This is a genomic window from Microcoleus sp. Aus8_D2, from assembly GCF_036702665.1.
In the GTDB taxonomy this organism is placed as follows: domain Bacteria; phylum Cyanobacteriota; class Cyanobacteriia; order Cyanobacteriales; family Microcoleaceae; genus Microcoleus.
The window spans coordinates 71080-96655 of sequence record NZ_JAUBUN010000008.1; the positions used below are offsets into that span (position 1 = coordinate 71080).

18 protein-coding genes, 1 tRNA gene and 1 pseudogene are annotated in these 25576 nt (G+C 46.4%); 14 read left to right on the plus strand and 6 right to left on the minus strand.

The features are described from left to right. Positions 1-5 precede the first annotated feature (5 nt). The 10 genes from QUB64_RS08715 to QUB64_RS08760 all read left to right on the plus strand — a co-directional run bounded on the left by QUB64_RS08715 (position 6) and on the right by QUB64_RS08760 (position 13172). Positions 6-1643, plus strand: a complete 1638-nt coding sequence (locus QUB64_RS08715) for an acetolactate synthase large subunit (protein WP_333268416.1) — start codon at positions 6-8, stop codon at positions 1641-1643. 581 nt (positions 1644-2224) lie between these two features. Continuing rightward, the gene (gene rpmH / locus QUB64_RS08720) at positions 2225-2362 is read left to right on the plus strand and encodes a 50S ribosomal protein L34 (protein ID WP_193974120.1); all 138 of its coding nucleotides are present in this window, start codon (positions 2225-2227) and stop codon (positions 2360-2362) included. A 42-nt stretch (positions 2363-2404) separates the two neighbouring features. Next, positions 2405-2809 (plus strand): ribonuclease P protein component, encoded by a 405-nt coding sequence (gene rnpA / locus QUB64_RS08725; RefSeq protein ID WP_333268418.1) that lies wholly within the window; start codon positions 2405-2407, stop codon positions 2807-2809. Next, complete coding sequence (locus tag QUB64_RS08730) at positions 2781-3173, plus strand: PH domain-containing protein (protein ID WP_333268420.1); 393 nt, start codon at positions 2781-2783, stop codon at positions 3171-3173. The genes rnpA and QUB64_RS08730 overlap by 29 nt, the downstream gene beginning before the upstream one ends. Positions 3174-3511: 338 nt before the next feature. Further along, entirely contained in the window at positions 3512-4660 is a 1149-nt protein-coding gene (yidC, locus tag QUB64_RS08735; protein ID WP_333268422.1) for a membrane protein insertase YidC, read from the plus strand. 8 nt (positions 4661-4668) lie between these two features. Then, positions 4669-5142, plus strand: coding sequence for a Jag family protein (locus QUB64_RS08740; protein ID WP_333268425.1), 474 nt, complete (start codon positions 4669-4671; stop codon positions 5140-5142). Between the two features lie 106 nt (positions 5143-5248). Then, complete coding sequence (locus QUB64_RS08745) at positions 5249-5764, plus strand: YceD family protein (protein WP_333268427.1); 516 nt, start codon at positions 5249-5251, stop codon at positions 5762-5764. A gap of 352 nt (positions 5765-6116) precedes the next feature. Further along, on the plus strand, positions 6117-7625 hold the full coding sequence (locus tag QUB64_RS08750) for an AAA family ATPase (RefSeq protein WP_333268428.1): 1509 nt from the start codon (positions 6117-6119) through the stop codon (positions 7623-7625). A 253-nt stretch (positions 7626-7878) separates the two neighbouring features. Next, on the plus strand, positions 7879-8340 hold the full coding sequence (locus QUB64_RS08755; RefSeq protein WP_333268430.1) for an SH3 domain-containing protein: 462 nt from the start codon (positions 7879-7881) through the stop codon (positions 8338-8340). Between the two features lie 500 nt (positions 8341-8840). After that, positions 8841-13172, plus strand: coding sequence for an amino acid adenylation domain-containing protein (locus tag QUB64_RS08760; RefSeq protein WP_333268432.1), 4332 nt, complete (start codon positions 8841-8843; stop codon positions 13170-13172). 455 nt (positions 13173-13627) lie between these two features. On the opposite strand, the gene QUB64_RS08765 is transcribed toward QUB64_RS08760, so the two are convergent. Further along, positions 13628-14398, minus strand: a complete 771-nt coding sequence (locus QUB64_RS08765) for an SGNH/GDSL hydrolase family protein (RefSeq protein ID WP_333268434.1) — start codon at positions 14396-14398, stop codon at positions 13628-13630. 584 nt (positions 14399-14982) lie between these two features. Between QUB64_RS08765 and QUB64_RS08770 the strand changes: the two genes are divergently transcribed. Both QUB64_RS08770 and QUB64_RS08775 read left to right on the plus strand, forming a co-directional pair. Beyond that, positions 14983-15210, plus strand: a complete 228-nt coding sequence (locus tag QUB64_RS08770) for a hypothetical protein (RefSeq protein ID WP_333268712.1) — start codon at positions 14983-14985, stop codon at positions 15208-15210. A 384-nt stretch (positions 15211-15594) separates the two neighbouring features. After that, positions 15595-17169, plus strand: a complete 1575-nt coding sequence (locus QUB64_RS08775; RefSeq protein WP_333268436.1) for a peptidoglycan-binding domain-containing protein — start codon at positions 15595-15597, stop codon at positions 17167-17169. 296 nt (positions 17170-17465) lie between these two features. On the opposite strand, the gene QUB64_RS08780 is transcribed toward QUB64_RS08775, so the two are convergent. The 3 genes and pseudogenes from QUB64_RS08780 to lipA form a co-directional block, all read right to left on the minus strand. Further along, on the minus strand, positions 17466-17993 hold the full coding sequence (locus QUB64_RS08780; RefSeq protein ID WP_333268438.1) for a transcriptional repressor: 528 nt from the start codon (positions 17991-17993) through the stop codon (positions 17466-17468). A gap of 485 nt (positions 17994-18478) precedes the next feature. Beyond that, positions 18479-19747: an RNA polymerase sigma factor SigC gene (sigC, locus tag QUB64_RS08785; protein WP_333268440.1), complete on the minus strand. Its 1269-nt coding sequence runs from the start codon at positions 19745-19747 to the stop codon at positions 18479-18481. Between the two features lie 1029 nt (positions 19748-20776). Then, positions 20777-21649 (minus strand): annotated as a pseudogene (lipA, locus tag QUB64_RS08790) (lipoyl synthase); the annotation flags it as partial. A 103-nt stretch (positions 21650-21752) separates the two neighbouring features. Here lipA and QUB64_RS08795 point away from each other — a divergent pair. Together QUB64_RS08795 and QUB64_RS08800 are read left to right on the plus strand one after the other, a co-directional pair. Next, positions 21753-21826: transfer RNA gene (locus QUB64_RS08795), tRNA-Pro, on the plus strand. 423 nt (positions 21827-22249) lie between these two features. Beyond that, positions 22250-23371, plus strand: a complete 1122-nt coding sequence (locus tag QUB64_RS08800) for an EAL domain-containing protein (RefSeq protein ID WP_333268443.1) — start codon at positions 22250-22252, stop codon at positions 23369-23371. 230 nt (positions 23372-23601) lie between these two features. Here the strand turns inward: QUB64_RS08800 and QUB64_RS08805 are convergent, their stop codons facing one another. Together QUB64_RS08805 and xth are read right to left on the minus strand one after the other, a co-directional pair. Continuing rightward, positions 23602-24477 (minus strand): SDR family oxidoreductase, encoded by an 876-nt coding sequence (locus QUB64_RS08805; RefSeq protein WP_333268445.1) that lies wholly within the window; start codon positions 24475-24477, stop codon positions 23602-23604. Positions 24478-24669: 192 nt separating this feature from the next. Next, on the minus strand, positions 24670-25455 hold the full coding sequence (xth, locus tag QUB64_RS08810) for an exodeoxyribonuclease III (RefSeq protein WP_333268448.1): 786 nt from the start codon (positions 25453-25455) through the stop codon (positions 24670-24672). Positions 25456-25576: the final 121 nt, after the last annotated feature.

Sequence of the window (25576 nt, forward strand, 5' to 3'; positions counted from 1 at the left end):
CGGAAATGAACACAGCTCAACTCTTGGTCAAATGTTTAGAAAACGAAGGCGTAGAATACGTCTTCGGACTTCCCGGAGAAGAAAATTTAGAAGTTCTAGAAGCCCTAAGAAACTCTTCAATTAAATTTATTACTACTCGCCACGAACAAGGCGCAGCCTTCATGGCCGACGTTTACGGCCGCCTCACCGGCAAAGCCGGCGTTTGCTTGTCCACCTTAGGGCCGGGCGCAACTAACTTAATGACAGGAGTTGCTGACGCCAACTTAGACGGTGCTCCTCTCATAGCAATTACCGGACAAGTCGGCACAGACAGAATGCACATAGAATCGCACCAATATTTAGATTTGGTCGCTATGTTTGCGCCAGTTACTAAATGGAACGCTCAAATTGTTCGCCCCGGGACTACGCCAGAAATCGTCCGCAAAGCCTTTAAAGTTGCTCAAAGCGAAAAGCCGGGAGCAGTTCACATTGACTTACCAGAAAACATCGCAGCAATGCCTGTGGAAGGAGAGCCACTCACTAAAGACAACCGCGAAAAAACTTTTGGTGCTTACCAAAGTCTCAATAAAGCCGCGGTGGCAATTTCCAAGGCAAAAAGTCCTTTGTTGTTAATCGGAAATGGAGCTATTAGGGCTAATGCTAGCGAAGCGGTGACAGAATTTGCAACTCGATTGAATATTCCAGCAGCTAATACTTTCATGGGCAAAGGTGTAATTCCTTACACTCATCCTTTGGCACTTTGGACAACGGGATTACAAAAACGGGATTACATTAGCTGTGCTTTTGAAGAAACGGATTTAGTGATTGCTGTTGGCTACGATTTGATTGAATATTCCCCGAAAAAGTGGAATCCTGACGGCAAAATTCCGATTATTCACATTGGAGCTCGGCCAGCAGAAATTGACAGCAGTTACATTCCGATTGTAGAAGTTGTGGGGGATATTTCTGATTCGCTGAATGAAATTTTGCAGCGTGCCGATCGCATGGAGAAAACTGACCCTTTTGCTAAGCAGTTGCGGGCGGATATTCGCGCTGGGTACGAACAATATGCAAACGATGATGGTTTCCCGATCAAGCCGCAAAAAATCATTTACGATTTGCGGCAAGTCATGGGCCCGGAAGATATTGTCATATCTGATGTGGGAGCTCACAAAATGTGGATCGCGCGGCACTATCATTGCGATCGCCCGAATACCTGTTTGATCTCCAACGGATTTGCAGCGATGGGTATTGCGATTCCGGGGGCGGTGGCTGCAAAACTCGTTTATCCCGATCGCAAAGTAGTAGCAGCCACCGGCGACGGCGGTTTTATGATGAACTCTCAAGAGTTAGAAACTGCGTTGCGCGTCGGTACTAATTTTGTCACTCTCATCTTTAATGACGGCGGCTACGGGTTAATTGAATGGAAGCAGGAAGATCACTTTGGTCATTCACATTTCGTCAAATTTGGCAATCCCGATTTTGTAAAATATGCCGAAAGTATGGGTTTAAAAGGCTATCGCGTGGAATCCGCCACCGATTTTATTCCTATCCTGAAGGAAGCCCTGGCTCAAGATGTCCCCTGCGTGATTGACTGCCCGGTAGACTATCGGGAAAATGCTCGTTTCAGTCAATTATCTGGGGATATGAGTTGCCATATCTAAGGAATGAGAATTAAATAACTTCCACAAGTTTGTGGGGTGGGCGGGAGATCCCGCCCTTTTTGGACGGGCTCCCCCGCCCATCCCACATAACAATTAAAATTGTAAGTTATTTAATTCGCGATTCTAAGTTAGGAAACGAGCATTTTTGTGTTCGCGTAAATCAACGTAGTTCACTTACCTGAAATCCGCTGTATTTCGGGTAAGGGACACTCTTCGATAATTAATTGAGAACCGCTATAGCGTCGGCTTCTTAATTTATACCAAGCGTGGAAAATCAATGCAACAATATTGGTAGGGTGTGGAGCCATCGCTCTTACCCAAAAAAAGACAGAAAATAAGCTAGAGCGACGCAAAGCGAGCGACAATATTTGGGTAAATAACCTCAATTAAGAGTGTTGTAGCAAAAAAAAAATTTTTGGAATTAAATAAAATAGTTGTCCTTGCCCTTCCCTAAAAACAACAAGATTAAAACATCGTCATATCAAAAATTGAAAAAATCTTGCCAATAAAACAACTCTATGGTATAATAGAAGATTGTGAATATTAATCAAAAGTAAAGTAACAAGCCCGGAGAAATCGAAATGACACAGCAAACCCTGCACGGAACCAGCCGCAAAAGAAAAAGAACATCCGGTTTTCGCGCCAGAATGCGCACCGTAAACGGTCGATTGGTAATCAAGGCCCGCCGCAGCAAAGGTCGCCACCGCCTCGCAGTCTAGCACTGCATTCAGGTTGAGAAGCCTCAACGATCGCCCAACGCCATGTTGCCTCCTACAAACCGACTCAAGCACCGAAAAGACTTCAGCGCCGTTTACCGCAAGGGAATGCGCCGCAACGGAGCTCATTTCAGCTTAAGAGCTCTGCGCAAACCCAAAAGCGTCGAATTAAGCAAACCGACAGCCGAGAAATCCTTGCAGCCGACTCGCACAGGCATTTCTATCAGCTTGAAAGTCAGCAAGCGCGCCGTAGTCCGCAACCGGATCAAGCGCCAGATTCGCGCTGCTTTGCGACAGCTATTGCCCAGATTAAAATTCGGCTGGGATTTAGTAATTGTCGTGCGTCCGATCGCACAAGAGTGCAATTATGCAGAAATTCTGCAAGAATTAGAGCAGTTGTTGGTAGAAGCCGAGGTACTAGATGGGAATTCGAGAGGAAGTATATTATGAAGGCGGCCCCGCGCTTGGAGACTTGATTATCAACTTACTCCTGGGGCTGACTGTCGTGGGAATCCCCCTTGCAGTAGGATCAATTGTCCGGGCTCTGTGGCTGCGCTACCGGATCACCAGCCGCCGAGTGTCGGTAACTAGCGGTTGGATGGGCCGCGATCGCATAGACGTTATCTACTCAGATATAGTCAAAATCGTCACAGTACCTCGCGGTTTCGGGAGTTACGGAGACATGGTGCTGACCATGAAAAATGGCAGCCGTTTGGAACTGCGATCGATTCCGAAATTTCGAGCCATGTATGACTACATTAACGAAAAACTGCCCGCAGCAGCTCAAAAAGCTAACGCGGCAAAAGCTAAATAACCGAACCGCTTTCACCCTGATTTGAGGGCGAAGTCAGTCGATTTGAGATTTGAGATTTGAGATTTGAGATTTACTCCACAGATGAATCTGGGAGGTTGAACAGGAGTCTAAAATTTTTCGATCTCCACGACGAGAGTCGGGGGGCTTGTGTCCGTTTTTTGGGTGAAGTCTGTGCGATTAGTGGCAAATTCATTACCAAAAACCTGGTAGCGGGCGGTCGATCGACGGGCAATGTCCTAAGATAGAGACAAAAGCCTAAAAGTTGAGACGGCCCGCATTCAGCGGGTAAAAATAGTTCTCAACAGCAAACAAAGAGCACCTAAATTAACTCAAAGCGAATGGATTTTGGTATCTCGTTTCTCTCCAACAACCTAATGCTGCCGATCCTAGATTTTTTCTACGGGATCGTGCCAAGCTACGGTTTAGCGATCGTAGCCCTGACGCTCGTGATTCGCTTTGCTCTCTATCCTCTAAATGCAGGATCTCTTCGCAATATGCGGCGCATGAAAGTAGCGCAGCCGTTGATGAAAGAGCGAGTAGATCAAATTCAAAAACTGTATAAAGAAAATCCTGCCAAACAGCAGGAGGAAATGAGCAAAGTATACAAAGAATTCGGCAATCCTCTAGCAGGATGTTTCCCGCTGGTGCTGCAAATGCCGGTGCTGTTTGCACTGTTTGCAACGCTCAGGGGTTCGCCGTTTTCTGACGTAAATTACAGCGTCAACGTCCAAGTTTTGCCCAAAGAACAAATCGAAACTGTTCAACCGCAAGCCTTTGCTACGCCGCCACAAAATATTTACGTGACGGGTACATTTCACGCTCCAGTTGTGGGATTGATTCCCAGCGGCGACAAACTCGCAGTCGGCGATACAACCAAGGTTGAATTTAAGACCCCAGACGGCAAATCTCTCCAAGCCCTAGCGGCAGAAAATAAGAGCGAAATAGACTTTGTTCCCAGTTGGAAAGTCATCAAAGGCGAAGAATTCGTCAAGGTAGACGAACAGGGCAACATCGTGGCTTTAGCGCCCGGTGAAGCCACAGTTCAAGGCACAATCCCCGGATTGGCTACTAACAAAGGATTCCTGTTTATCGAAGCTCTAGGCCGCGTCGGCGCGATCGACCCAGACGGTACCATCCACTGGGATATTTTGGTGATGATCCTCGGCTTCGGTATCAGTTTGTATATCAACCAAACTCTGTCGGGACAAGCCCAAGGGCCAAACGACAACCCTCAACAGGCTACAGTCAACAAACTGACGCCAGTTATATTTTCGGGGATGTTTTTGTTCTTCCCGCTGCCCGCAGGCGTGTTGATGTATATGCTGATTGCTAACATCTTCCAAACAGTTCAATCGTTTATTTTGTCCAGAGAACCGCTGCCCGAAAACCTCCAAAAAATCGTGGACGAAGCAGAGGCGAAAACCAAAAAAGAACAGGGATTAGATGCACTTCCCTTCGAGCCGGGCCGTTCTAAGAAAAAGGCTTGATTGTTAAAATGAAAGACTCTGAAATGCAGCGCGGACAGCAATGGTTAGAAGAACTGTTAAAACTGTCCGCAATTCCCTCAAACGTGGTAAGCCAACAGCAAGAAGATTGCTATTGGATGACAATAGATGAAAGCAATCTGACTCCAGAACAAGTAGCCATATTAATCGGGCCAAACGGTAATGTACTAGATGCAATTCAGTATCTCTGCAACACAGTTGCGAACATCGCTCACGAATCAGATGAACCGATTGCTTATACAGTCGAACTGAACGGCTATCGCATCCGCCGACAAGCAGAACTGCGATCGATGGCAGAGTACGCAGCAGAGCAAGCGCGATCGACGGGAGGTGAAGTTGAACTCAAATCGCTGTCTTCGGCAGAACGCCGTCAAGTCCACAGCTTTTTGAGCGAATGTGAGGATATAGAAACTTACAGTCAAGGACAAGATGCCGATCGGCGTTTGGTAGTGCGGCTGCGCTGACGGTGAAAAAGGAAAAAGGAAAAAGGAAAAAGCGAAAAAATAGCTATTCCTTTTGACTTTTAACTTTTACCTTGAAACGAAGATAATAAAACGGCGAAAGATGATTATGGAGACAATTTATATCCCTCATCTACTCACAAAAACCGAGCGGAAAGAGGTCATTGATTTTGAAGAATTTATCCCCGATTTAGAAACTCTTACTCCGGTGCGGGGGCGACTGCAAGTTAGTCACAAAGGGAATTTTATTGAGGTGAAGGCGAAAGCAGAAACAATTGTGACTCTCACCTGCCACCGATGCCTGAAACAATACAATCACCGTTTGAAAATTCAATCAGCGGAAATAATTTGGCTGGAAGAAAAGCCGAGTCAGCTTGATGCAACTTCAGGAGAATTTGAAGTTGATTTAGAAGATTTGGTGGAAAATTTGTCGCCTACGGGTTCTTTCTCTCCCAGCGATTGGGTTTACCAACAAATGTGTTTGGAACTGCCACACAAACAGCTATGCGATACTGAATGTCCGGGAATAGATTTAAATGAGGATGCAGAAGAGACCGAAAGCCCAGAGACAGTCTCTGACAGTCGCTGGGCATCTCTGGCAGCACTTAAACGGCAATTGCCTTAGTCAATAGTCAATAGGCAGTAGGCAGTAGGCAGTAGGCAGTAGGCAGTAGGCAGTAGCTAATACCAATTTAAAAAAGTATTGCTACAATCCTGAATCTTATTCTTATACCAATTTAAAAGTCCCAGCTACCCGCGCCGGATACGGCTCCATGCCGTGTCCCTACAGATATCATCATCGCGCCTACAACAATCTATATGTAGCCACACTTTTCAGAATTGGCAGAACAACGAATAACTGTGCAATAACCAGGGCAAAAAAATCACACCAGTTAACTAATGACTGCTGACAACTGACTGCTGACAACTGACTACTGGCTACTGACAACTGACAACTGACAACTGACAACTGACAAATGACTATTTTTAGCGACGAGTTTGAACTGCTGCTACGATCGCGCTACCCCCTAATCTACATTCCCACCCGGGAAGAAGAGCGCGTCGAAGTGGCGATCGCCCAATGCGCCAAAAAACAAGGTTCTCGCGCCGTCTACATCTGGGATTTTGTTGACGGCTACCAAGGCAATCCCAACGATGCGGGTTTTGGCAAGCGCAACCCGCTACAAGCTTTAGAATTTCTCGAAAAATTGCCCGCCTCCGCACCAGCAATCTTTATTTTGCGAGACTTTCAGCGATTTTTAGAAGATGTCTCGATTTCCCGGAAACTGCGAAATTTGGCGAGACTCCTCAAATCTGTGCCCAAAAATATAGTCATCGTATCTCCGATAACTTCGATCCCCGAAGATCTCAGCGAAGTCATCACAGTTTTGGAGTTTCCCCTGCCTGCGGCGGCGGAAATCAAAATTGAGGTGGAAAGACTGTTAGGGGCTACCGGACAAGCCATAGAGGGGCGTTTGCTGGACGAATTGGTGCGCTCATGTCAAGGTCTGTCGATCGAACGAATCCGCCGAGTTTTGGCAAAGGCGATCGCCACCAGAGGCGAACTGCATCCCGACGACGCCGAACTGATTTTAGAAGAAAAACGCCAAACCATCCGCCAAACTCAAATTCTCGATTTTTACCCAGCCCGCGAAAACATCTCCGATATCGGCGGTTTGGACAATCTCAAGGAATGGCTGCTGCGGCGCGGCGGTGCTTTTTCCGATCGCGCCCGCCAATACGGTTTGCCGCATCCCAGAGGCTTATTGTTAGTCGGAATTCAAGGCACCGGCAAATCCTTAACTGCAAAGGCGATCGCCCACCACTGGCATTTGCCTCTACTGCGATTGGATGTCGGGCGCTTGTTTGCCGGATTAGTCGGGGAATCGGAATCGCGCACCAGACAAATGATTCAGCTAGCGGAAGCCTTGGCGCCCTGCGTGCTGTGGATTGACGAAATTGACAAAGCTTTTTCGGGATTAGACGGTAAAGGCGATTCGGGGACAACCAGCCGCGTGTTCGGAACTTTTATTACTTGGTTGGGCGAAAAAACTTCGCCGGTTTTTGTCGTCGCAACCGCCAACAACATCCAGTCTTTGCCGCCGGAAATGCTGAGAAAAGGCAGGTTTGACGAGATATTTTTTGTGGGTTTGCCCAGTCAGGAGGAACGGCGGGCGATTTTTGAGGTACATTTGTTGCGGTTGCGATCGCACAGCATCAAAAACTACGATCTAGAGCGCTTGGCCTACGAAACTCCCGATTTTTCAGGAGCCGAAATCGAGCAAACTTTGATTGAAGCCATGCACATTGGGTTTAGCCAAAATCGAGACTTTACCACAGATGATATTTTAGAGTCAGCTAGTCAGATGGTGCCATTAGCCCGAACGGCGAGCGAGCAAATCCAATTTCTCCAAGATTGGGCTGCGGCGGGGAAAGCTCGCCTTGCTTCCAGATACGGCAGTTTGAGCCGCCGGATTCAGGGATAGTCGATCGAAGACATTGTGCAGATAGTCAGTATTCGGCATTTACCCGAATCTGAAGTTGTCTTCCCAGAGTCTATCCCACCCAGATCAAATTTTTCCATTCCCGATTCCCAATTCTCGATTTCCCGATTCTTTATTCTTTCGATCAACTTTCAACTCTTCCTTGTTCCTTCGGTTAACTGTCAAGTGTCAACCCTTCTCTAAGCAAACTGTCAACTGTCAACTGTCAACTGTCAACTGTCAACTCTTCCTTCATATGAACAGTGTGTATAGCATTTTCAAGTTTTTAGTGGGTTTTCTGCTGGCGATCGTCCTCATGGCAGGTGCTAGCGTGGCCGCTGCACTTTACTTTGCCGCTAAGCTAACTACTGTGCCTGAAAGACCTGTTTTTTCCAACGACAAAACAGCAGCTCAGATTGCCGGCGCTGGGGCGAAGTCAACAGCCAAGGCCAGCCCTGTTTCTACCTCTAGCGATGCCCCGTCTCCGAAACCGCTGGAACCGGGAGCTTACCGAGCTCTAGTTACTCAGCCGATCGGCTTAATTCTCCGGGATAGCGGCAACCGAGACTCGAACCGCATTGGCGGTGTTGGTTACAAGGAAAAAGTCGTGGTTTTGGAAGATTCGCCGGATAAAGAGTGGCAGCGAATTCGGGTTGAGGATGGCAATCGCGAAGGTTGGGTCAAGGGCGGAAATACCGAAAAAGTTGAAGGCGAATAGAACCAGCGCAGTCCAGATCAAAGAGTTAACGGTTGAACAGTGTAGCGTTTGGCAGGATAGAAATGTTGTGACTGCAATGATACGCTCAACTCGCTCATCCACGGCGTTTTATAAGCATCGCAGACTTCTCGGACGATGAAATGAGACGGCAATGCCTCAAAGTCTTAATTACCTGTGCAGATCGATCGACCCAATTGCGAGAGCAGGATAGTACAGCCCTACCCCTGACAGGTGTAGGTTTTTCCCTAGTAAAAAGGAGCAAATCTAGACAGTTGAACAGTTTTAGGCTTTTGCCTTGCGAAAATCTCAAACTCTTATGGGATAAGGCTTTTACCAAAAAACCTACATCTGTCAGCAGCCCTCCCCCCTCGCAAAATCGGGACGCTTCCCCTGGCTATCAGTCTTGTGAGAGATAGATGTCTCGACAGATATATGTCTGGAGAGATAGATTATTAATACTGGGTGCAGCGACATTTGACACAACTTTTGGAGTATAAAAAATGACCAAAAACGTATCAGTAGTAATTCCCTCCTATAACAGCGCCCAATTTTTGCCGGAAGCAATTGAGAGCGTACTTGAACAAAGCTACCCTCATTTTGAGGTCATTGTAGTAGACGATGGCTCTACTGATGAGACGAAAGAAATCTGCGATCGCTACCCGACAGTAAAATACTTCTATCAAAACAACCGAGGTCATGCTACTGCACGCAATACTGGTCTGCGGATTAGTACGGGAGAGTATCTTCTCTTCCTGGATAGTGATGACTGCCTTTTGCCTGAAGCGATTGAGATTGGAGTCAAGCATCTCAACGCCATGCCAGAGATGGGCTTGGTATTTGGTCGTTATTTCTTCTATTCCATTCAACCCGATGGCTCATACAAAGTAGAAGAGAAATATGAGAATCAGCCTGAAGTTGCTAATTATGAAACCCTTTTGGCTATCCGCCATAGGGTTCAATGCGGTTGTATTATGTTTCGCCGTGCTGCCCTCGATACTGTCGCCATTGAGTCTATCGGTGCATTTGACCCAAGTGTATTAGCGACCGAAGATTACAATTTATGTCTGCGAATTGCCCGTAATTTTCCTATCTATTTCCACGGTCAAGTCGTTTCTCAATATCGCTACACTGGCAATAACATATCCAGTAAATCGACCTACTTTCTGATCCATGCAATCCGAGATCATTATCAGCAATGGAGTTACGTTCAACAAACTGAAAAAGAAGAATATATAGTTGCCTATGAGCAGGGAAAAAAACACTGGACTAAGCTTTTTGGCAATCGATTGCCTTACGAAATCCTGAAATATATAGCAGCTAAAGAATGGGTCGCAGCCTTGGGGATTCTGAGATTAATCTTGTATTACGATCCCAAATTGCAATGTATCGATCGGGCAATCTACGAAACATCCTATAAAACTCTGATGTCAGAGCTACGAAAGCTCCCCCTTCAAGAATCCTTAGCCTATTGGAAAAAACAACTTGCTGGAGCCCCTCCTTTATTACCCCTACCCACTGACCGACCGCGCCCCCCAGAGCAATCCTTTCGGGAAGCTTCTCTGTCTTTTGGCATTTCTGGGGAAATCACGACTGCCTTAGGTCTATTGGGCGGGCAGGAAGGGGTCACTCTCTCAACAACCCTGTTAGCCGCCTTTAATATTTTGCTGTATCGCTATACAGGTACGGAAGACGTGATTGTTGGCTCCCCCTTTGTGAGCCGTGTGAATTCAGAAAATTTTGTGAATGCTGTCCCCCTCCGTACAGATATGTCCGGCAATCCCACCTTCCCAGAGTTTCTGGGACGAGTGCGGAAAGTCGTTTTGTTAGGCCAAGCCTATCAAGATGTGCCCTATTGTTTGTTGGTCGATGAATTTTGTCCCGAGATCGACTCGAGCTATTCTCCTCTGTTTCAAGTGACCTTTGTCTTTGAGGAAAATATTCCCTTCCAAAGAATTGATCTGTCAAGATTAACAGCAAGTCCTTGGGTGATTGAAAATAACGAAGGGAAGTTTGACTTAACTTTGTACTTAAAACCAACCAGCGAAGGATTGGAGGGGAGTTGGTCTTACAGCAGGGATTTGTTTGATGCAGAAACCATTGAACGAATGAACGAGCATTTCCAGATTTTGTTGGCAGGGATTGTGGCTCATCCAGAACAACCGATTTCTGCATTGCCGTTGTTGCCAGAGAAAGAGAAAAATCTGTTGCTTGTGGAATGGAATCAGACCCAAACAGATGAGTCACAATATCGATGCCTCCACCACTTAGTGACTCAACAAGCAGAAGCAACTCCAGAGAAAATTGCGGTTTCCTTTGAAGGTCAAACATTGACTTACCAAGAACTCCATCAACGGTCTAATCAACTGGCCCACTATTTACAAAAACAAGGGGTAAAACCAGATGATTTAGTCGGCATTTGTGTTGAGCGTTCTCTGGAAATGCTGGTGGGATTATTAGGTGTGCTGAAGGCGGGCGGAGCCTATGTTCCCATAGACCCCAACTACCCGGACGATCGCGTGGAATACATGATCGAGAATTCCCAAGCCAAAGTATTGTTAACACAACAGCAGCTTGTCAAGAACCTGCCTGCTAAAGAAGCAAAAAAATCATTGGTCATCTGTTTGGATGCGGATTGGTCTCTCATTGCCCAAGAGAGTCAGGAAACACCGATCGCCAGCGTTACGCCAGAAAATATGGCCTACGTCATTTACACGTCTGGTTCTACGGGTAAGCCCAAAGGCGTGCAAGTTCTTCACCGCGGGGCAGTCAATTTTTTACGTTCGATGCGCGAGCAACCGGGAATCAGTGCGACGGATATTTTGCTGTCTGTCACCACCCTCTCTTTTGATATTGCCGTCTTAGAACTGTACTTACCCCTGACTGTGGGAGCGCAGGTTGTCATCCTGAGTCGGGAAGCTGCCATGGATGGCAGAAAGTTATTAAAGACGATCGTTGACTTAGGGATTACGATCCTGCAAGCAACCCCAGCGACTTGGCGATTATTGCTGGAATCGGGCTGGGAAGGTCAGTCCCCGATGAAAATGCTCTCCGGTGGGGAAGCCATGCCCAAAGAATTGGCTGCCCAATTGTTAACCAAAGGTACGGAACTTTGGAATATGTACGGGCCGACAGAAACAACAGTTTGGTCAACGGTTTATCAAGTCAAAGATGCCCAACAACGAATTTTAATTGGTAAGCCGATCGCCAACACCGATATCTACATCTTAGATCCTCTGTTACAACCCGTTCCCGTTGGGGTGGCTGGGGAATTACATATTGGTGGTTCAGGATTAGCCCGAGGCTATTTGCAACGTGACGATTTAACGACAGAGAGATTTATTCCTAATCCCTTTCGGGAAACCGAACGAATCTACAAGACGGGGGACTTAGCGCGTTATTTGCCAGATGGAAATATTGAGTGTTTGGGTCGCCTAGATTTTCAAGTCAAAATTCGCGGTTTTCGCATCGAACTCGGTGAAATCGAGTCGGTTTTAGTCAAACATCCCAATGTGCAGCAGGCGGTGGTCATCGTCAGGGAAGATGTTCCTGGCGACAAGCGTCTAGTGGCTTATATTGTCGCCCTCAACAATCAGAACCCCACCATCCAAGAACTGCGAAGTCTGCTCAAGGAGTATGTACCAGAATATATGGTGCCGTCTATGTTCGTTTTCTTGGAAGCTCTACCTCTAACACCTAATGGTAAGGTCGATCGTAAAGCTCTACCTGTACCTCAACAATCTGGCAAACAACCAATCACACCCGCCTCTCCAAAGGCTATAGATCCGCCCGCCGCTAAAACTCAAGCAAAGCAAGAACAGCAAGGAGAATTGGGTACTCCCCAGGATGATTTGGAACTTCAACTCATCAATATTTGGGAAAAAGTATTGAATATTTCACCCATCAGTACGACAGATAATTTCTTCGAGTTGGGAGGACATTCCCTATTAGCGATATCCCTAATGCGTGAAATAGAGGAAACCTACAAGCAAGAGCTACCTTTACCTATCATTTTCCAATCGCCAACGATTCAGCAGTTGGCTAACACCCTTCGCGAACAAGAATGCTTGCCTTCTTCGCAGGCTTTAGTCACGATTCAGCAAGGCAGTTCCAAACTACCTTTATTCTTCATTTACGGCATATTCCTTTACTATGATTTGTCAAGACACCTCGGCGAAGACCAGACCTGTTATGGAGTCTATCTCAACGAGGAAGTCAGTATGTTCCAAAGGGAGGAACGTGACAAACCGTCAACGCAAGTGAGTGTTGCAGATTTGGCAACTCGCTACCTCAAAGAAATACAAACACTTCAGCCGACAGGCCCTTACCTCCTAGCGGGTGAGTCATTGGGTGGCTTAGTAGCCTTTGAAATGGCACATCAACTTCGTTTACAGGGTGAGGAAGTAGCTTTACTGTGCCTTTTGGATAGTGCGATTCCAGGGAAACACCAACTGTCATTGAGTCAGAAGCTGGCTTTTCATGCCAAAAATCTGCGCCAAGAAGGGCTTTCCTATGTTTTCCAAAAGCTACAATTGAAGACTAAATCGACTTCTAACATTAATCATGATAATGATTATGTAGATCCTCGATTAGAGTTTCGGGATTACGCTTTCAACAATTACAGGCCACAGCCTTATCCAGGCCGGGCCATTTTGTTCCGGGCGATGGATGAAAGTCACTTTAGCACTTTGGAAAACTGGAATGAACTGTTGCTTGGAGGATTAGACATATATGATATCCCTGGAAATCATTTAAGTATCCTTCAAAAACCCAATGTCCATCTGTTGGCGGAAAAAATGAGAGTGCATATCGATCGAGCCTTAGCAAAACTTTAGGCTGCGATCAGAGCTGCTATCAGCCTCTGGTATGCAGCAGCTCATACCATTTCTCTATTAAGCTGCGCTTAATAGAGAAAGTGGCGATCGCATCTTTAGGATCGCGAATTAAATAATTTACACAAGTTTGTGGGATGGGCGGGGGATCCCGTCCTGAAAGGGCGGGCTACAAGAGCCCATCCCACAAGAACCATCACGCATTGTAAGTTATTTAATTCTCATTCCTTAGCTGGATAGGACGATCGCCTCTGGCGTACTTGTGGTGATAACGTAAGCTTATACTCCAATACGGTTCACTTAACACTATTTATGGCCCGGAGATCCCCCTCGCATCCCCCTCTCCCTTGGGGGACGAAAGAGAGCTTTCTTGTCCCCCCCCGCATCTCCCGGGGGGTGCGGGGGCGATCTGTCGATCGTGAACTGTATAAGCTTATAATCTAGCAGTATCAAGGGTTTCATTTGTCTCGCCCGGCTTTCAAGTTGGTTGTCACCCCCAGTATTTTTAATAAGGCTCCTCGATATGTTTTTCTACCTTCAGAGTTTAGATGCACGCCATCTTTTGTTGCATTTTCTTTTAAGACTGTCCCTTCATAAAGGGGCTGAAGTTCTTTTTCTACTATCACAACTTTTTCTGTCGCTGCCACTTGACTCGTCAAGGCTCTAATTTTTTCCACTCTTTCCAAAGGGCCCGCTAGTGTGAGATCGTGGCTGGCTGCAACCGTTGAGTAAAATGAAGGGATTAACAGCACTTTTTTGGCGTTCATTTTTGTTCTAATAATGCTGATGATTTGCTGCATATTGTGAACAAATTCTGCATCCGTCGTTCGATAAATCGCATCATTAGTACCGAGGGCAATAATGGCTTTATTACATTTAACTTGAGCAGCAGTTAATTGTTTTAGCTGTTCAAGCTGAGAAATTGTTGACATACCGGGCAAGGCAAAATTAAAAGTATCATTACCCATGGTATTCCCCAGCCCATAGGTAATAGAATCGCCAAAAAAGCAAGTATCAATTTTAGTTTGTTTAGTCAGTTCGAGTTGATACTTAACTTCATCCTCCCACCAAGGGTTATCACTGAGGGTGTCTGTGGGTAATGCGATATAAGTTTCATTAAACATGATGAGGATTCTACCTAAATACCCCGTCTTGATCGCCCATCCTAAAATCCCTGTTAAGACAATGACATTCAATAGCAGTGAAATGGTCGCGAGCATTTTTTTCATACAGGTATCATCCTGGAAACTAACCGAACTTATCAATCAATACGCTACCAGAACGTAATTCATAATTATCATCAGTTGATCTGATCGCGAATTACGAATTAAGCGATCGCAGTCCTCCATCTTGTTTGAGATGAATCGGCTGAAACCATTGTATAGCTCAATCAGGTTCAGTTAAGAGATTCCAACAGATAAAACCCATCAAAAGTAGACACGCTCGATTGCTTCGTTCCTCTCGAAGGACAAGGCTAAGTGAACCGTATTGTTGTATATAGCGGTTCTCAGAAAGATGAGGTACGACTGGGCTCCGTGGCCTCCGTGGCCTCCGTGGCCTCCGTGGCCTCCGTGGCCTCCGTGGGCTATCCTCACCACGCGATCGAACCGCTATAGCTTGGCTTTCAAGTTGCTTGTCACCCCGTCAGCAACAGACAAAAGGTTTCAATAGCTAAAACTCAACAGAAAAACTCATGAATAACATAAGTTTAAATTATGTGATTAATGAGAGTATGTTAAGAAACTTAGCAAAATTTTAAGCTTAGTTGCAAAGCGTAGGTTTTTGTCACCGCAGCAGAGGCAAGAGTGGTAGCTTGGATCGCATATCTAAGTTTTCGGCTTCACAGCTATCAACCATAAAAAATATGTACGACAAACGTCCCGATCGAGATTTGGCGACTGCTGCTGTAACTGCGGCTTTAGGAGCTGGGGTGGTCACTTCTTTTGCTGTCAGCAGAGGGCAAAACCCGCTGGTAGCCCTGGGAATTACTGTTTTTGCAGCGGGAGTAGCTTTGATTTGCGATCGGTTCGGCTTAATTTAAGTTAAATCCCATTTTTACAGAATAGTTAACCAATAAAATCCCCGCCCTGTTTGCAACTAGCAAGGGTGGGGATTTGATTGTCGATCGTCCACAACCAATATTTTATCTAAAACAAAATTACTTTTTAGCCAATCATACCCAAAAACTGGTCATTTTTCCCTCATCAAGGCTAAGATTGGGCTGCAAACTATTTTCCTGACATTCGCGTCTGTAGAAACAGCGATGCTATCTTGGTTGTTGCCTGTAATTATTTTTGAAGACAATTTTTTTTTCAGAAACGGGTGCTTCGCGCAAACAGGTAAAAATTAGCCTTGATAGAGCAGCAGCCTAAAGCTCAGCTTGAGTTGGCTCGTACACCCAGCCACAATTTCACACTAAAAATTTATGGAATCCCTCGCCTACCTCGAACTTGCTCTTGTTTGCGAAGCACCCGCACCAGAGTCGAAAATTTTTGATACACCCAAGTGGCAAAACCTATCTAGTCAGACTTATGTGCGTTTGCTGTCTCTGGCTTTGATGCTGTCGGTTTTGAGTGCAGCCAGTTCGGCTTTTGCTCAAATAGATCCGGGAAATCCCAATTTGCGAGCTGTTCAAGACAGATTGCGGGATCTTGGCTATTTTCCCAGATCTTCTACCGGTCAGCTCGGCCCAGTTACTCAACAAGCTCTGACTAACTTTCAACGAGACTATCAACTGTCGCTGACTGGTAGGCCCGATCGATCTACTGTGATAGCGCTCAACAGTTTAGACGAGGACGATCGACCTTTTAAAACTACTTATGCAAACTATAGCGAGCTGCGCTTTGGAGACAGGGGGGCAGAGGTGGCGGCTCTCCAACGCAGGTTGCAGCAGCTAGGCTACTTCAACGCAAATCCTACAGGGAGTTTTCGCGGAGTTACTCTCAATGCGGTGAGATACTTCCAGCGAATTAATCGACTGCGGGTGACAGGAGTTGCTGATAGGCAAACTTTAGCTTTGCTGTTTGGCTCCATTAAGCCGATTCCCCCCGTTAAGCCCCCGGAGACTATTTCGGGAAATGGCGGTTGTAAGGGGCTGCGGTTCGGCGACAGAGGGGCGACGGTAGACTTAATCCAGCGGCAGTTAAAAGCTTTGGGTTATTTTGAAGGCGACGTTGACGGCAAGTTTCGCGAACGCACTCTCTACGCTGTGACTCGTTTTCAGCAAGATTACAATCTGGTTTCTGACGGCTGCGCTGACACTGCTACTTTGATTGCTATCGATGCCAAAATGAGGGCAGCTCAAATTACTTCAATTCCCGGGGAAAATGACCAGCAGAGTAATGCCGGAGATTTTCTGGAGTTGGGCGACAGAGGCCCAGAAGTAGAATTTGTGCAGCGGCGGCTGCAACAATTGGGTTATTACAGGAGCCAGATTCACGGTTGGTTCGATCGACCAACTCAAGCAGCTTTGATCCGGTTTCAGCAAGATAGCGGGCTGTCCGGGACTGGAAGGGTCGATCGCAGCACTCGATCGGCTTTGCGGCAAGGGAGCAGACAGGCTGCAAAGGCACAGCAGCCTGTCGCAACGGGTATGCGGCGGGGCGATACTGGGCCTGGTGTCCGACAGCTTCAGTCTGCGCTCAGAAGTCTGGGGAAAAACCCCGGCCCGGTGAATGGAGTCTTTGGAGCAGAGACTGAGTGGGCGGTGCTGTCGTTTCAGCAGGAACACAATTTGTCCCCGGCGACGGGTATTGCCACTCCGGAGACTTTGGCTGCGCTCCAAAACGGATTAGCTGGGCGAGTTGCCGTTCCGGCTGTGCCGATTAGCAGTGTCAATTCTCGATCGAGCATTCAACAATTACAAACGCGGTTGCAAAGCCTCGGCTTTTACACCGGCTCAATCAGCGGAGTTTTGGATGCTGGAACGAAAGACGCTCTCGATCGAGCTCAGCGCAGTTACGGGGTGAGCAGGGACGATTTGTTGAGCCAAACTTTTTAGCATCCGACTTGCGGATGCGACATCAAATAAATCTGGTTTCTGGTTCCCGATGGAGATCTATGTGTCCCCCAGAAACTCGGTTTCGGCGCCAGTGCGATCGCACTGGCGCCGAAAATTTTTGCTAAAAATTAGATCTCTTGCAAAAATAGCTAGGAACGGGCTCTTATAGCCCGTTCCACAAAACAACTTTTTCTGTGGAACGGGCTATAAGAGCCCGTTCCAAAATTTGATCGAAAAGACTTTTGCAAGAGATCTATTGTAACAAACCGTACTTGAAATGCGAAAATACTGTATTGTCACTCGATTGCATCAGGAGCACTGTTACCATTCGGGGCGATCGACCTCGGACAAGACCAATTGCTGGAAACCAAAGACGGCCATCCCATCCGCAAAGCTTCGTGACACACCGTATGAATCGTTAGCTGGCAGTCTAGCAGGTGCAACCCAGACTTTTCAGCTTGTTTCATGCCAATTTTCAAAATCGAATCGTTGTTAAATTCGATCGTTCTGTTGCACTGAACGCAGACTAGATGGTGGTGGTGGTGCGGGTAAGGCTGGTTTATTTCATAGTGTTTGTGACCTTCGGCTAGTTCGAGTTCGCGGAGCAGGCTCATCCTTGCCATTAACTTTAAAGTTCGGTAAATGGTGGACAAGCTAATGTTTTCGCCGCGATTTTTTAACAAAGTGTACAAATCCTCGGCGCTCAGGTGGTTGCCTTTCGGGAGGTTCTGAAACACGTGCAAGATGGTTTCCCGTTGGGGAGTCATCCGCCAGCCTTTGTCATTGAGTTCGGCTTTAAATGAGGACGCGGTGTAAAGTGCCATAGTGACCCTCTCAAGAAAGTCTGCCTATTGACAATAATACACAACGATGGAGATATTTTGCAAATATCGGAGCTTATTGAAAAAAGCTTGAGAGAAAAATTTAGTTTTTGATAAATTTTGACTGTACACAGGCCATAAAGCCTGAGACAGAGGACAGATAAATTGTGTAGAAGTCATATTTTTACTCCTGCTTTCTGTCTTCTGCCTTCTGCCTAGATCCAGAAACGGACATTACCAATACATTGACATACTCCCGAACTTTGACGAATGGGGATTCTGGATTCAAACGGAAAAAGCAAGCATAGCCTGTGTAATATTGTCGAGCATCCCAGGTTGATGCCTCAACCTATAGGATTTTTGGGGATTATAGAGTTGAGACCGGATTTTTAGATCTCGGGCATCAACAATACATAGCCTATGATGAAAGCCGTCCTTAGAGGACAGGACTTTAAACCCTATTTGTCAGTAAATGCACACCCGCTAATTTAAGTCAGAGACTCCAGATAGTCGCGCACGCGGTTGCGACGCTTGGGTTGGCGGAGTTTTTGCAAAGCTTTGGCTTCAATTTGGCGGACTCGTTCGCGGGACAAGTCGAGAGCGCGACCGATTTCTGCCAAGGAGTAGGGGTGTCCGTCGCCCAAACCAAAGCGCATCAGAATTACATCCCGTTCGCGGCTAGTCAAATCTGCCAACAATTGTTGCAAGTCGCGGTGCAGAGCTTCTCGCATCAGCATTTCTTCTGGCGAGATGCTGTCGGTTTCGAGTAAGTCGCCCAACTCTGTATCTTTTTCATTGCCCACTTTAGTTTCCAGAGAAACAGAGCGAGGAACTCGCAGCAATACTTCCCGAACTTGAGCGGCAGTCATGTCCAATTCGACGCCGATATCTTCGATCGTAGCTGTGCGACCTTTTTCTTGAGAAATTTTGCGCTGGGCTTTCTTGATTTTGTTAAGTTTTTCGGTGATGTGGACGGGGAGGCGGATGGTGCGGCTTTGAGTCGCTATAGCCCGCGTGATTCCCTGGCGAATCCACCAGTAGGCGTATGTGCTAAACCGATAGCCCCGTGTCGGGTCGAACTTTTCGACCGCTCGTTCCAGTCCGAGAGTACCTTCTTGTATTAAATCCAGCAATTCTAAACCGCGATTTTGATATTTTTTCGCCACCGAAACCACCAGGCGCAAATTCGCCTTAATCATGTGGTCTTTAGCTTCGACGCCTTCCGTTTGAATTCTTTCGATCGCCTCCACCGTCATCTCTGCTAACTCTGCCCACTGGCGCTTCCCTTCGGACATAATTCGCTTGAGTTCTGGCACGTCACTGACGCCGGCGGTTAATGCCCAGCGTTCCAGGGAAGGTTTGTGTCCCAATTGTGCAGACAGGCGATCGCGCACTTCTATTAAATGCACGAAGCTTTGAATCAGCCCTTCTTCCTGGGAAGCGACGGTGTTGCGCAATTCCAGCAATTTGATATAGCGCTGAACTTTTTGAGCTTCGGAGACTTCTTCGTCTCTACCCAAGAGACGTACCCGACCGATTTCTTGTAAGTAGAGGCGCACTAAATCTGTAGTGCGGCGGCTGGCATTTTTTTGCAATTTGGATGCTGTGTCTGCATCTTCAGTCTCTGCTGAGTCTTGGTCGATCGGCTCGTCTCCAGCTTCTTCAGCATCTTCATCCAACACATCTACATCTTGCAAGGGATTGACTCGCAGTTGTTCGTCGAATTCAGCTTGAGCGTAAAAAGAGGTGGCTGGCATAGTGATTTTCTCAGTGGCTCCGGGTGAAAAGATGCTACGCTTAGCGGTTATTTATAATTATGATGCCCATTTCGTTAAGACGAAGCATCACCGCTATTTGTTTCTTTACTAACTTTTCTGACTTTTCTGCTGTTGTGCGATCGAACTTTGGTTCCCCCACTTGTTTTACCAAGATTCGGGAAAACGCTAAGAACTTTCTGATGTAACAGTTTGAAGGCCCTAAAAGTGCGTTGTACTTCTTTGTTTATATAGCTAGTATAGATAGTGACTGGCTAAAAACAAGTGACCTTCGTCAGAAGTTAAGTTAATCTTCATCACCAATAACCTGGTTCCCGATCACTTCGGAAAAATAGGGAATTTTTTAATAAAACTTTATATAATTCGGCGCTCTAGATTAAATACCCACAGCTCAGAGGAAGCTAAATCCCTTGCACCCTATGAGCTTCATAGTTTTTACGGTCTCCGTTATCGAGTGGGCGGTTAAGGGGAAAACCGGGTTTCCTGAGAAAAAATCTCGATTTAAACCCATGAATTTGAGGAAAAAACCCGGTTTCTCGATGTATTTGGCGTAGGTAGCGAGTGTGAGGGGGCGATCGATACTACAGCTTTTTTGCTTTTGCCTGGGGTTTCCCACTTAACTTCGCCGAATATGAACAGCATCAAAAACCTGGTCTTTTGCACTCGCCCTGGCACAGAAAGCGTAGATTTTTCCTCGCTGTTACCCATTATTGCAAAGTTAAAACTGGTGTTGGATTTGTCAATCAGTAATATTACTTAAAAAACGTTTTTTTGAGAACTGTCAAATTCGCAATGTGGGGGTGCCCATAAGTATGACCCTCCGGACGTTAGCAAAGCTGGCAGCATGGTAAGCCTAAATTTCAGTTTTCCACCCAAAATAGGAGTCAACTATCAGTATAATTGCTGATGGACAAATCCAACGCGCGGCTTAACTGGTCACCAATACTGTTAATGGATCGAGCCTGATTGAGAATGGTTTTCTCTGACGCAAGTTCCGTTAAAGTTAAATTGCTAGCGGGGGTAAAGTTTCATCAATTCCCTCACCTGTTCGGCGTGATAGGAACTGCGAGTTAAGGGAGAAGCGACAACTTGCAAGAATCCCACAGATTCGCCAAACTCTCTCCAAGCATCAAACTGTTCCGGCGGCACAAAATTTTCAACGTTCAAGTGCTTTTGAGTCGGTTGCAGGTACTGTCCCAGGGTCAAAATATCGCAGCCGACAGCGCGCAAGTCCTGCATCGCCTCCCGAATTTCCGCATCTGTTTCCCCCAGTCCCACCATGATGCCGGATTTGGTGTAAACGCCCGGTGCGAGTTCGCGACTGCGCTGCAACAGTTCCAGGGTGCGATCGTACTTTCCTTGCGGCCGCACCTTGCGGTAAAGTCGCTTTACGGTTTCGGTATTGTGATTGAGTACCTCGGGCCCGGCTGCGAGAATAATTTCCAAAGCTTGCCAGTTGCCACACAAATCGGGAATCAAAACTTCTATAGTTGTATCCGGCATGAGCGATCGTACCGATCGAATGCACTCGACAAACTGAGATGCGCCCCCATCCGGCAAATCATCGCGGTTGACAGACGTAATCACAACGTGATTGAGTTTGAGCCGCTGCACCGCCTGCGCCAGTCTTCCTGGTTCCGTCGGATCTAAAGCTTGGGGCTTTTTCTCAAAATCGATATCGCAGTAAGGACAGGCGCGGGTACAAGCCGGGCCCATAATCAAAAATGTAGCAGTACCTGCGTTGAAGCATTCGCCGATATTAGGACACGAAGCCTCTTCGCAAACCGTATTCAGGGATAAATCCCGCAAAATTTCTTTGACGTTGCCGACGCGCTCCCATTGGGGGGCTTTTACTCGCAACCACTGGGGCTTAACTGTCACGCCTGTCTCCGCCTGAGTAGTGTTTTACAAAAGATTCTAAAATCATTATATAGGAGCTTGCTAAGTTTTGACCTGAGTGATATCGTGAAAATATATTGACTAAATTCGGGATGTAGCGCAGCTTGGTAGCGCACCTCGTTCGGGACGAGGGGGTCGCAGGTTCAAATCCTGTCATCCCGATTTTTAAATTAAATGGGATATTTAGCCTTCTTAGGGTTTGATTTACCCTGATTATATTCGTTTGGGCTGATTTTCCGCTCCAACTAACTTCACTTTACAAAAAAAAAAGCAACTTTAGCCGCTGTCTTGGCGCAATTAGAGAGTAAGACGTAAAGAATCAGAGCAGTAGAAAGCATTGAGCCAGTCCTTGGCAGATCCCTCTGTTGCGATCTAGAACTATATTTAATTACAGGTAGTGGCTGAAGACTGAGAAATTTTGCCCGGGTTGAAAAAGACCGGCCAGCTAAAATAATAAAATAATTTTTAAATAAAAGTATCTCAAAATTTACATCTTGAGATAGATGTATGAATAGTTGAATGAGCTTATAATTTATCTTAAACGCTAGTCGGTGTAAAATAATTCTGAAATCGGAGGAAATTCTCGTGCAACGAAGTCGCAAAACCTTCGGCTCCTGCTCTCGCTGCGAAACAGTACCCGAAAAATTAGAGGGCAGCGGAGGTTTATACCTGTGGTTTCCAGTATCGCACACATTGAACAAGATTATTTCTGCACTGGTGAAGGCAAAACTTGAATTCCTGGTTTTAGAAGAGAGCAAGTGTTTGCACGTTGCGCTTGAAGGAATAGCGAAAGAAAAGTTTAGCACTCTAGCATCATCGACGCTGACAAGTCAAGAGTTGAAAGAGACAAAAGTTTTGTGGATGCGAGAAGTTGAACAGCCACAATTTAGCGATTTTTATCGCAGCACTACCTTAGACTCTTTTATTAACTTCACCAAGGCGGATTGGCTGTTAGATTTATTGTCAGAAGAACGAATTACTACACATTTTCAGCCGATTGTTCATACCTCAGATACTTCTAAAATTTTTGCCCACGAAGCGCTACTTCGAGGAATTGACGAGGAAGGAAACTTAATTCCTCCGGGTAGGATTTTTGCTCAAGCTGAATCAGCAGGTATAATTTTTCAACTAGATGCCTTAGCCCGGACTCGCGCTATTCGAGAAGCCAAAGTACACGAGATTAAAGAACTGCTTTTTATTAATTTTTCTCCTACTTCTGTTTACGATCCGGCTACGTGCCTGCGAATGACTGTGCAGGCTATTGATGAAGCGGGAATTCCTCACAGCAATATTGTTTTTGAAGTGGCGGAATCTCAACATCCTCCCGATATGGATCACTTGATTAAGATTCTGAGGTTTTACCGAGAAGCGGGATTTTTAATTGCAATGGATGATTTTGGCAGCGGTTCTTCTAATTTAAATTTGATGCACCAACTGCATCCCGATTTTCTGAAGTTGGATATGCAATTAATTCGGAACGTCCATCAAGATTCTTATAAAGCACTTATTACTGAAAAAATGTTGGAAGTTGCCACTCAATTAGAGATTAAAACAGTTGCTGAAGGTGTGGAAACTGTCGAGGAGTTAGAGTGGGTGCGGGAACGGGGAGCCAATTTTGTTCAAGGTTATTTGATTGCTAAGCCCACTTCTCCGCCGATCGCAGTTACGAGCTATATTGGTGTGGAACCTGTCCCTATTTCTGCTTAAAATGCTGTTTGCTCCTTTGCTTGTTTGCTCGTTCCCTGGCTCTGCCGGGGAACGCATATCCGGAGGCTCTGCCTCCATTAAAACGAGACATTTTTGAGGCAGAGCCTCTAGATATTCATTACCAGGCAGAGCCTGGTAACGAGCTAAACGAGCCAAACGAGACAATTTTGAGGCAGAGCCTCTAGATATTCATTACCAGGCAGAGCCTGGTAACGAGAAATCAGAAAATATTAAACGCTCAAATTGCGCCGCAAAAAGCTTTCTAGGGATTCCATTCTCATGCCGTAGATTGATTCCAATTTTTGCACTTCTTCGGGAGTGCAGAAAAACTCGTTACCCAGCAATACCCGCAAAGTTCCTAAGCCTTTTTGAGCTTGAGGATTCAACAAACCCAAGGCATTTCGCAATCCATCAAATACCATCAGCGGCGGGTTAATTACAACGGGTTCGCGCTTGAACAAGCGTCCGAAAATGCGGGCAATGTTGTCTCGGGTGAGAACATCGGGGCCGCCGACTGGTAAAATTTGGTTGCGCGCGCCTTCGACTGTTGGCGAGTCTGCTGCAATCTTTGCCAAGTCGTCCGTACTCACAACAGATGTGCGGTTTTTACCGTCGCCAATCAGCAGGTAAAGTCCGGTTTCTCGAAATCTTTCTGCGAGGGGCAGCAAACTGGAGGCGAAACCGGCCGATCGCAAAATGGTATAATTTAATCCGCTGTTTTGCAGGTATTTTTCGACTTCTCGCTTGGCTTTGAATACTGCTGAATCTTCGTATCCGCGATCGACTCCCAGGACAGAAAGAAAGACAAAGTGCTGGACTCCGGCTTCTTTGGCGCAGTCGATCAGTTCTATGTTAGCGCGGTAGTGTACTGCTTGTACGTCGCCGCCGGTGCCGTGGGTGCTGATGATGTACTGCACTCCTTGGCAAGCTTTTTTGATATCTTTGTCTTGTTTTAAGTCGCCGATAAAGATTTGGGCGCCTCGGTTTTCTAGTTCTGAGTACCGAGAAGCGAGGCGAACAAATGCGCGGACAGGTTTGTCTTGCTGTCTGATTTCTCGTACTATTCGGCGGCCTAGGGCGCCTGTTGCTCCAGTTACTAAGAACATGATTTTTGGTTGTTGGTTGTTAGAGGAGAAGAAAGTTCGGCAACGAGCGGTGTACGGGATGTAACGGATGGAAGAAGCAATTTTCTCCAAGGGGTTTTAGAAACCCGGTTTCTTGAATTTCTAGTTGTTCAACCTAAGATTTATCGTAGAAACCGGGTTTCTTTTGCCTTAGTTTTATTTATAACTCACAATTCAAATTTCGACAATTACGGGGGTGTGGTCGCTGGGTTTGATTAATTTTCTGGGAGCAATATCTATTGTACAACTTTTTGCTTTTTCGTATAGGGAAGGGCTGAGATAATGATGGTCTATTCTCCAGCCGTTGTTGCGGGGAAATGCGGCGGCGCGATAGTCCCACCAGCTATAATGTCCGCCTTCTGATGTGAATTTGCGAAAGGGGTCGCTCAATCCTAATGCGGTGATTTCTGTTAATGCTTGGCGTTCGGGTATTGATAGGCCAACGGAGTTTGCAGCAGCTTTGGGATTGTAAATATCTCGATCGTCCGGCACGATATTGAAGTCGCCGCAAATGCACAGGTTGGGCGATTTGTCTAGTGCTATTTTGAGGTATTCTTGCAGCAGTTTGAGCCAATGTAGCTTGTATTGATACTTCTCGGAACCCACCTCGGAACCGTTGGGAACGTAGACGGAGATGATGCAAAGATCGTCCGTAACCCCGGCTATGAGGCGTTTTTGTTCGTCGAAGCTGCCGGCGGTTTCGGTGCCGAGAATGGGCGCAAATCCGGCGCTGAGTTGTGACAGGGGCGATCGGCTAAAAATAGCGACGCCGTTGTAGGATTTTTGGCCGGAAATGTAACAGTTGTAGCCGATGTCGAGGAAGGGTTGCAGGGGAAAGTCTTTGTCTGTAACTTTGGTTTCTTGCAAGCAGAGAACGTCTACTGGGTTGGTTTGCAACCAGTTAGTAACGTGTTCGAGGCGGGTGCGAATTGAGTTGACGTTCCAGGTGGCGATTTTCATTATAGTAATTAATAGATTAGTCGATTTTAGATTTTAGATTTACTTATCGGAGCGCGATCGGGATGGTGGTGAGTGATGGTCGCGAGCGGGGCGCTCTATAGTATAGTACAGTTTGAGGCTG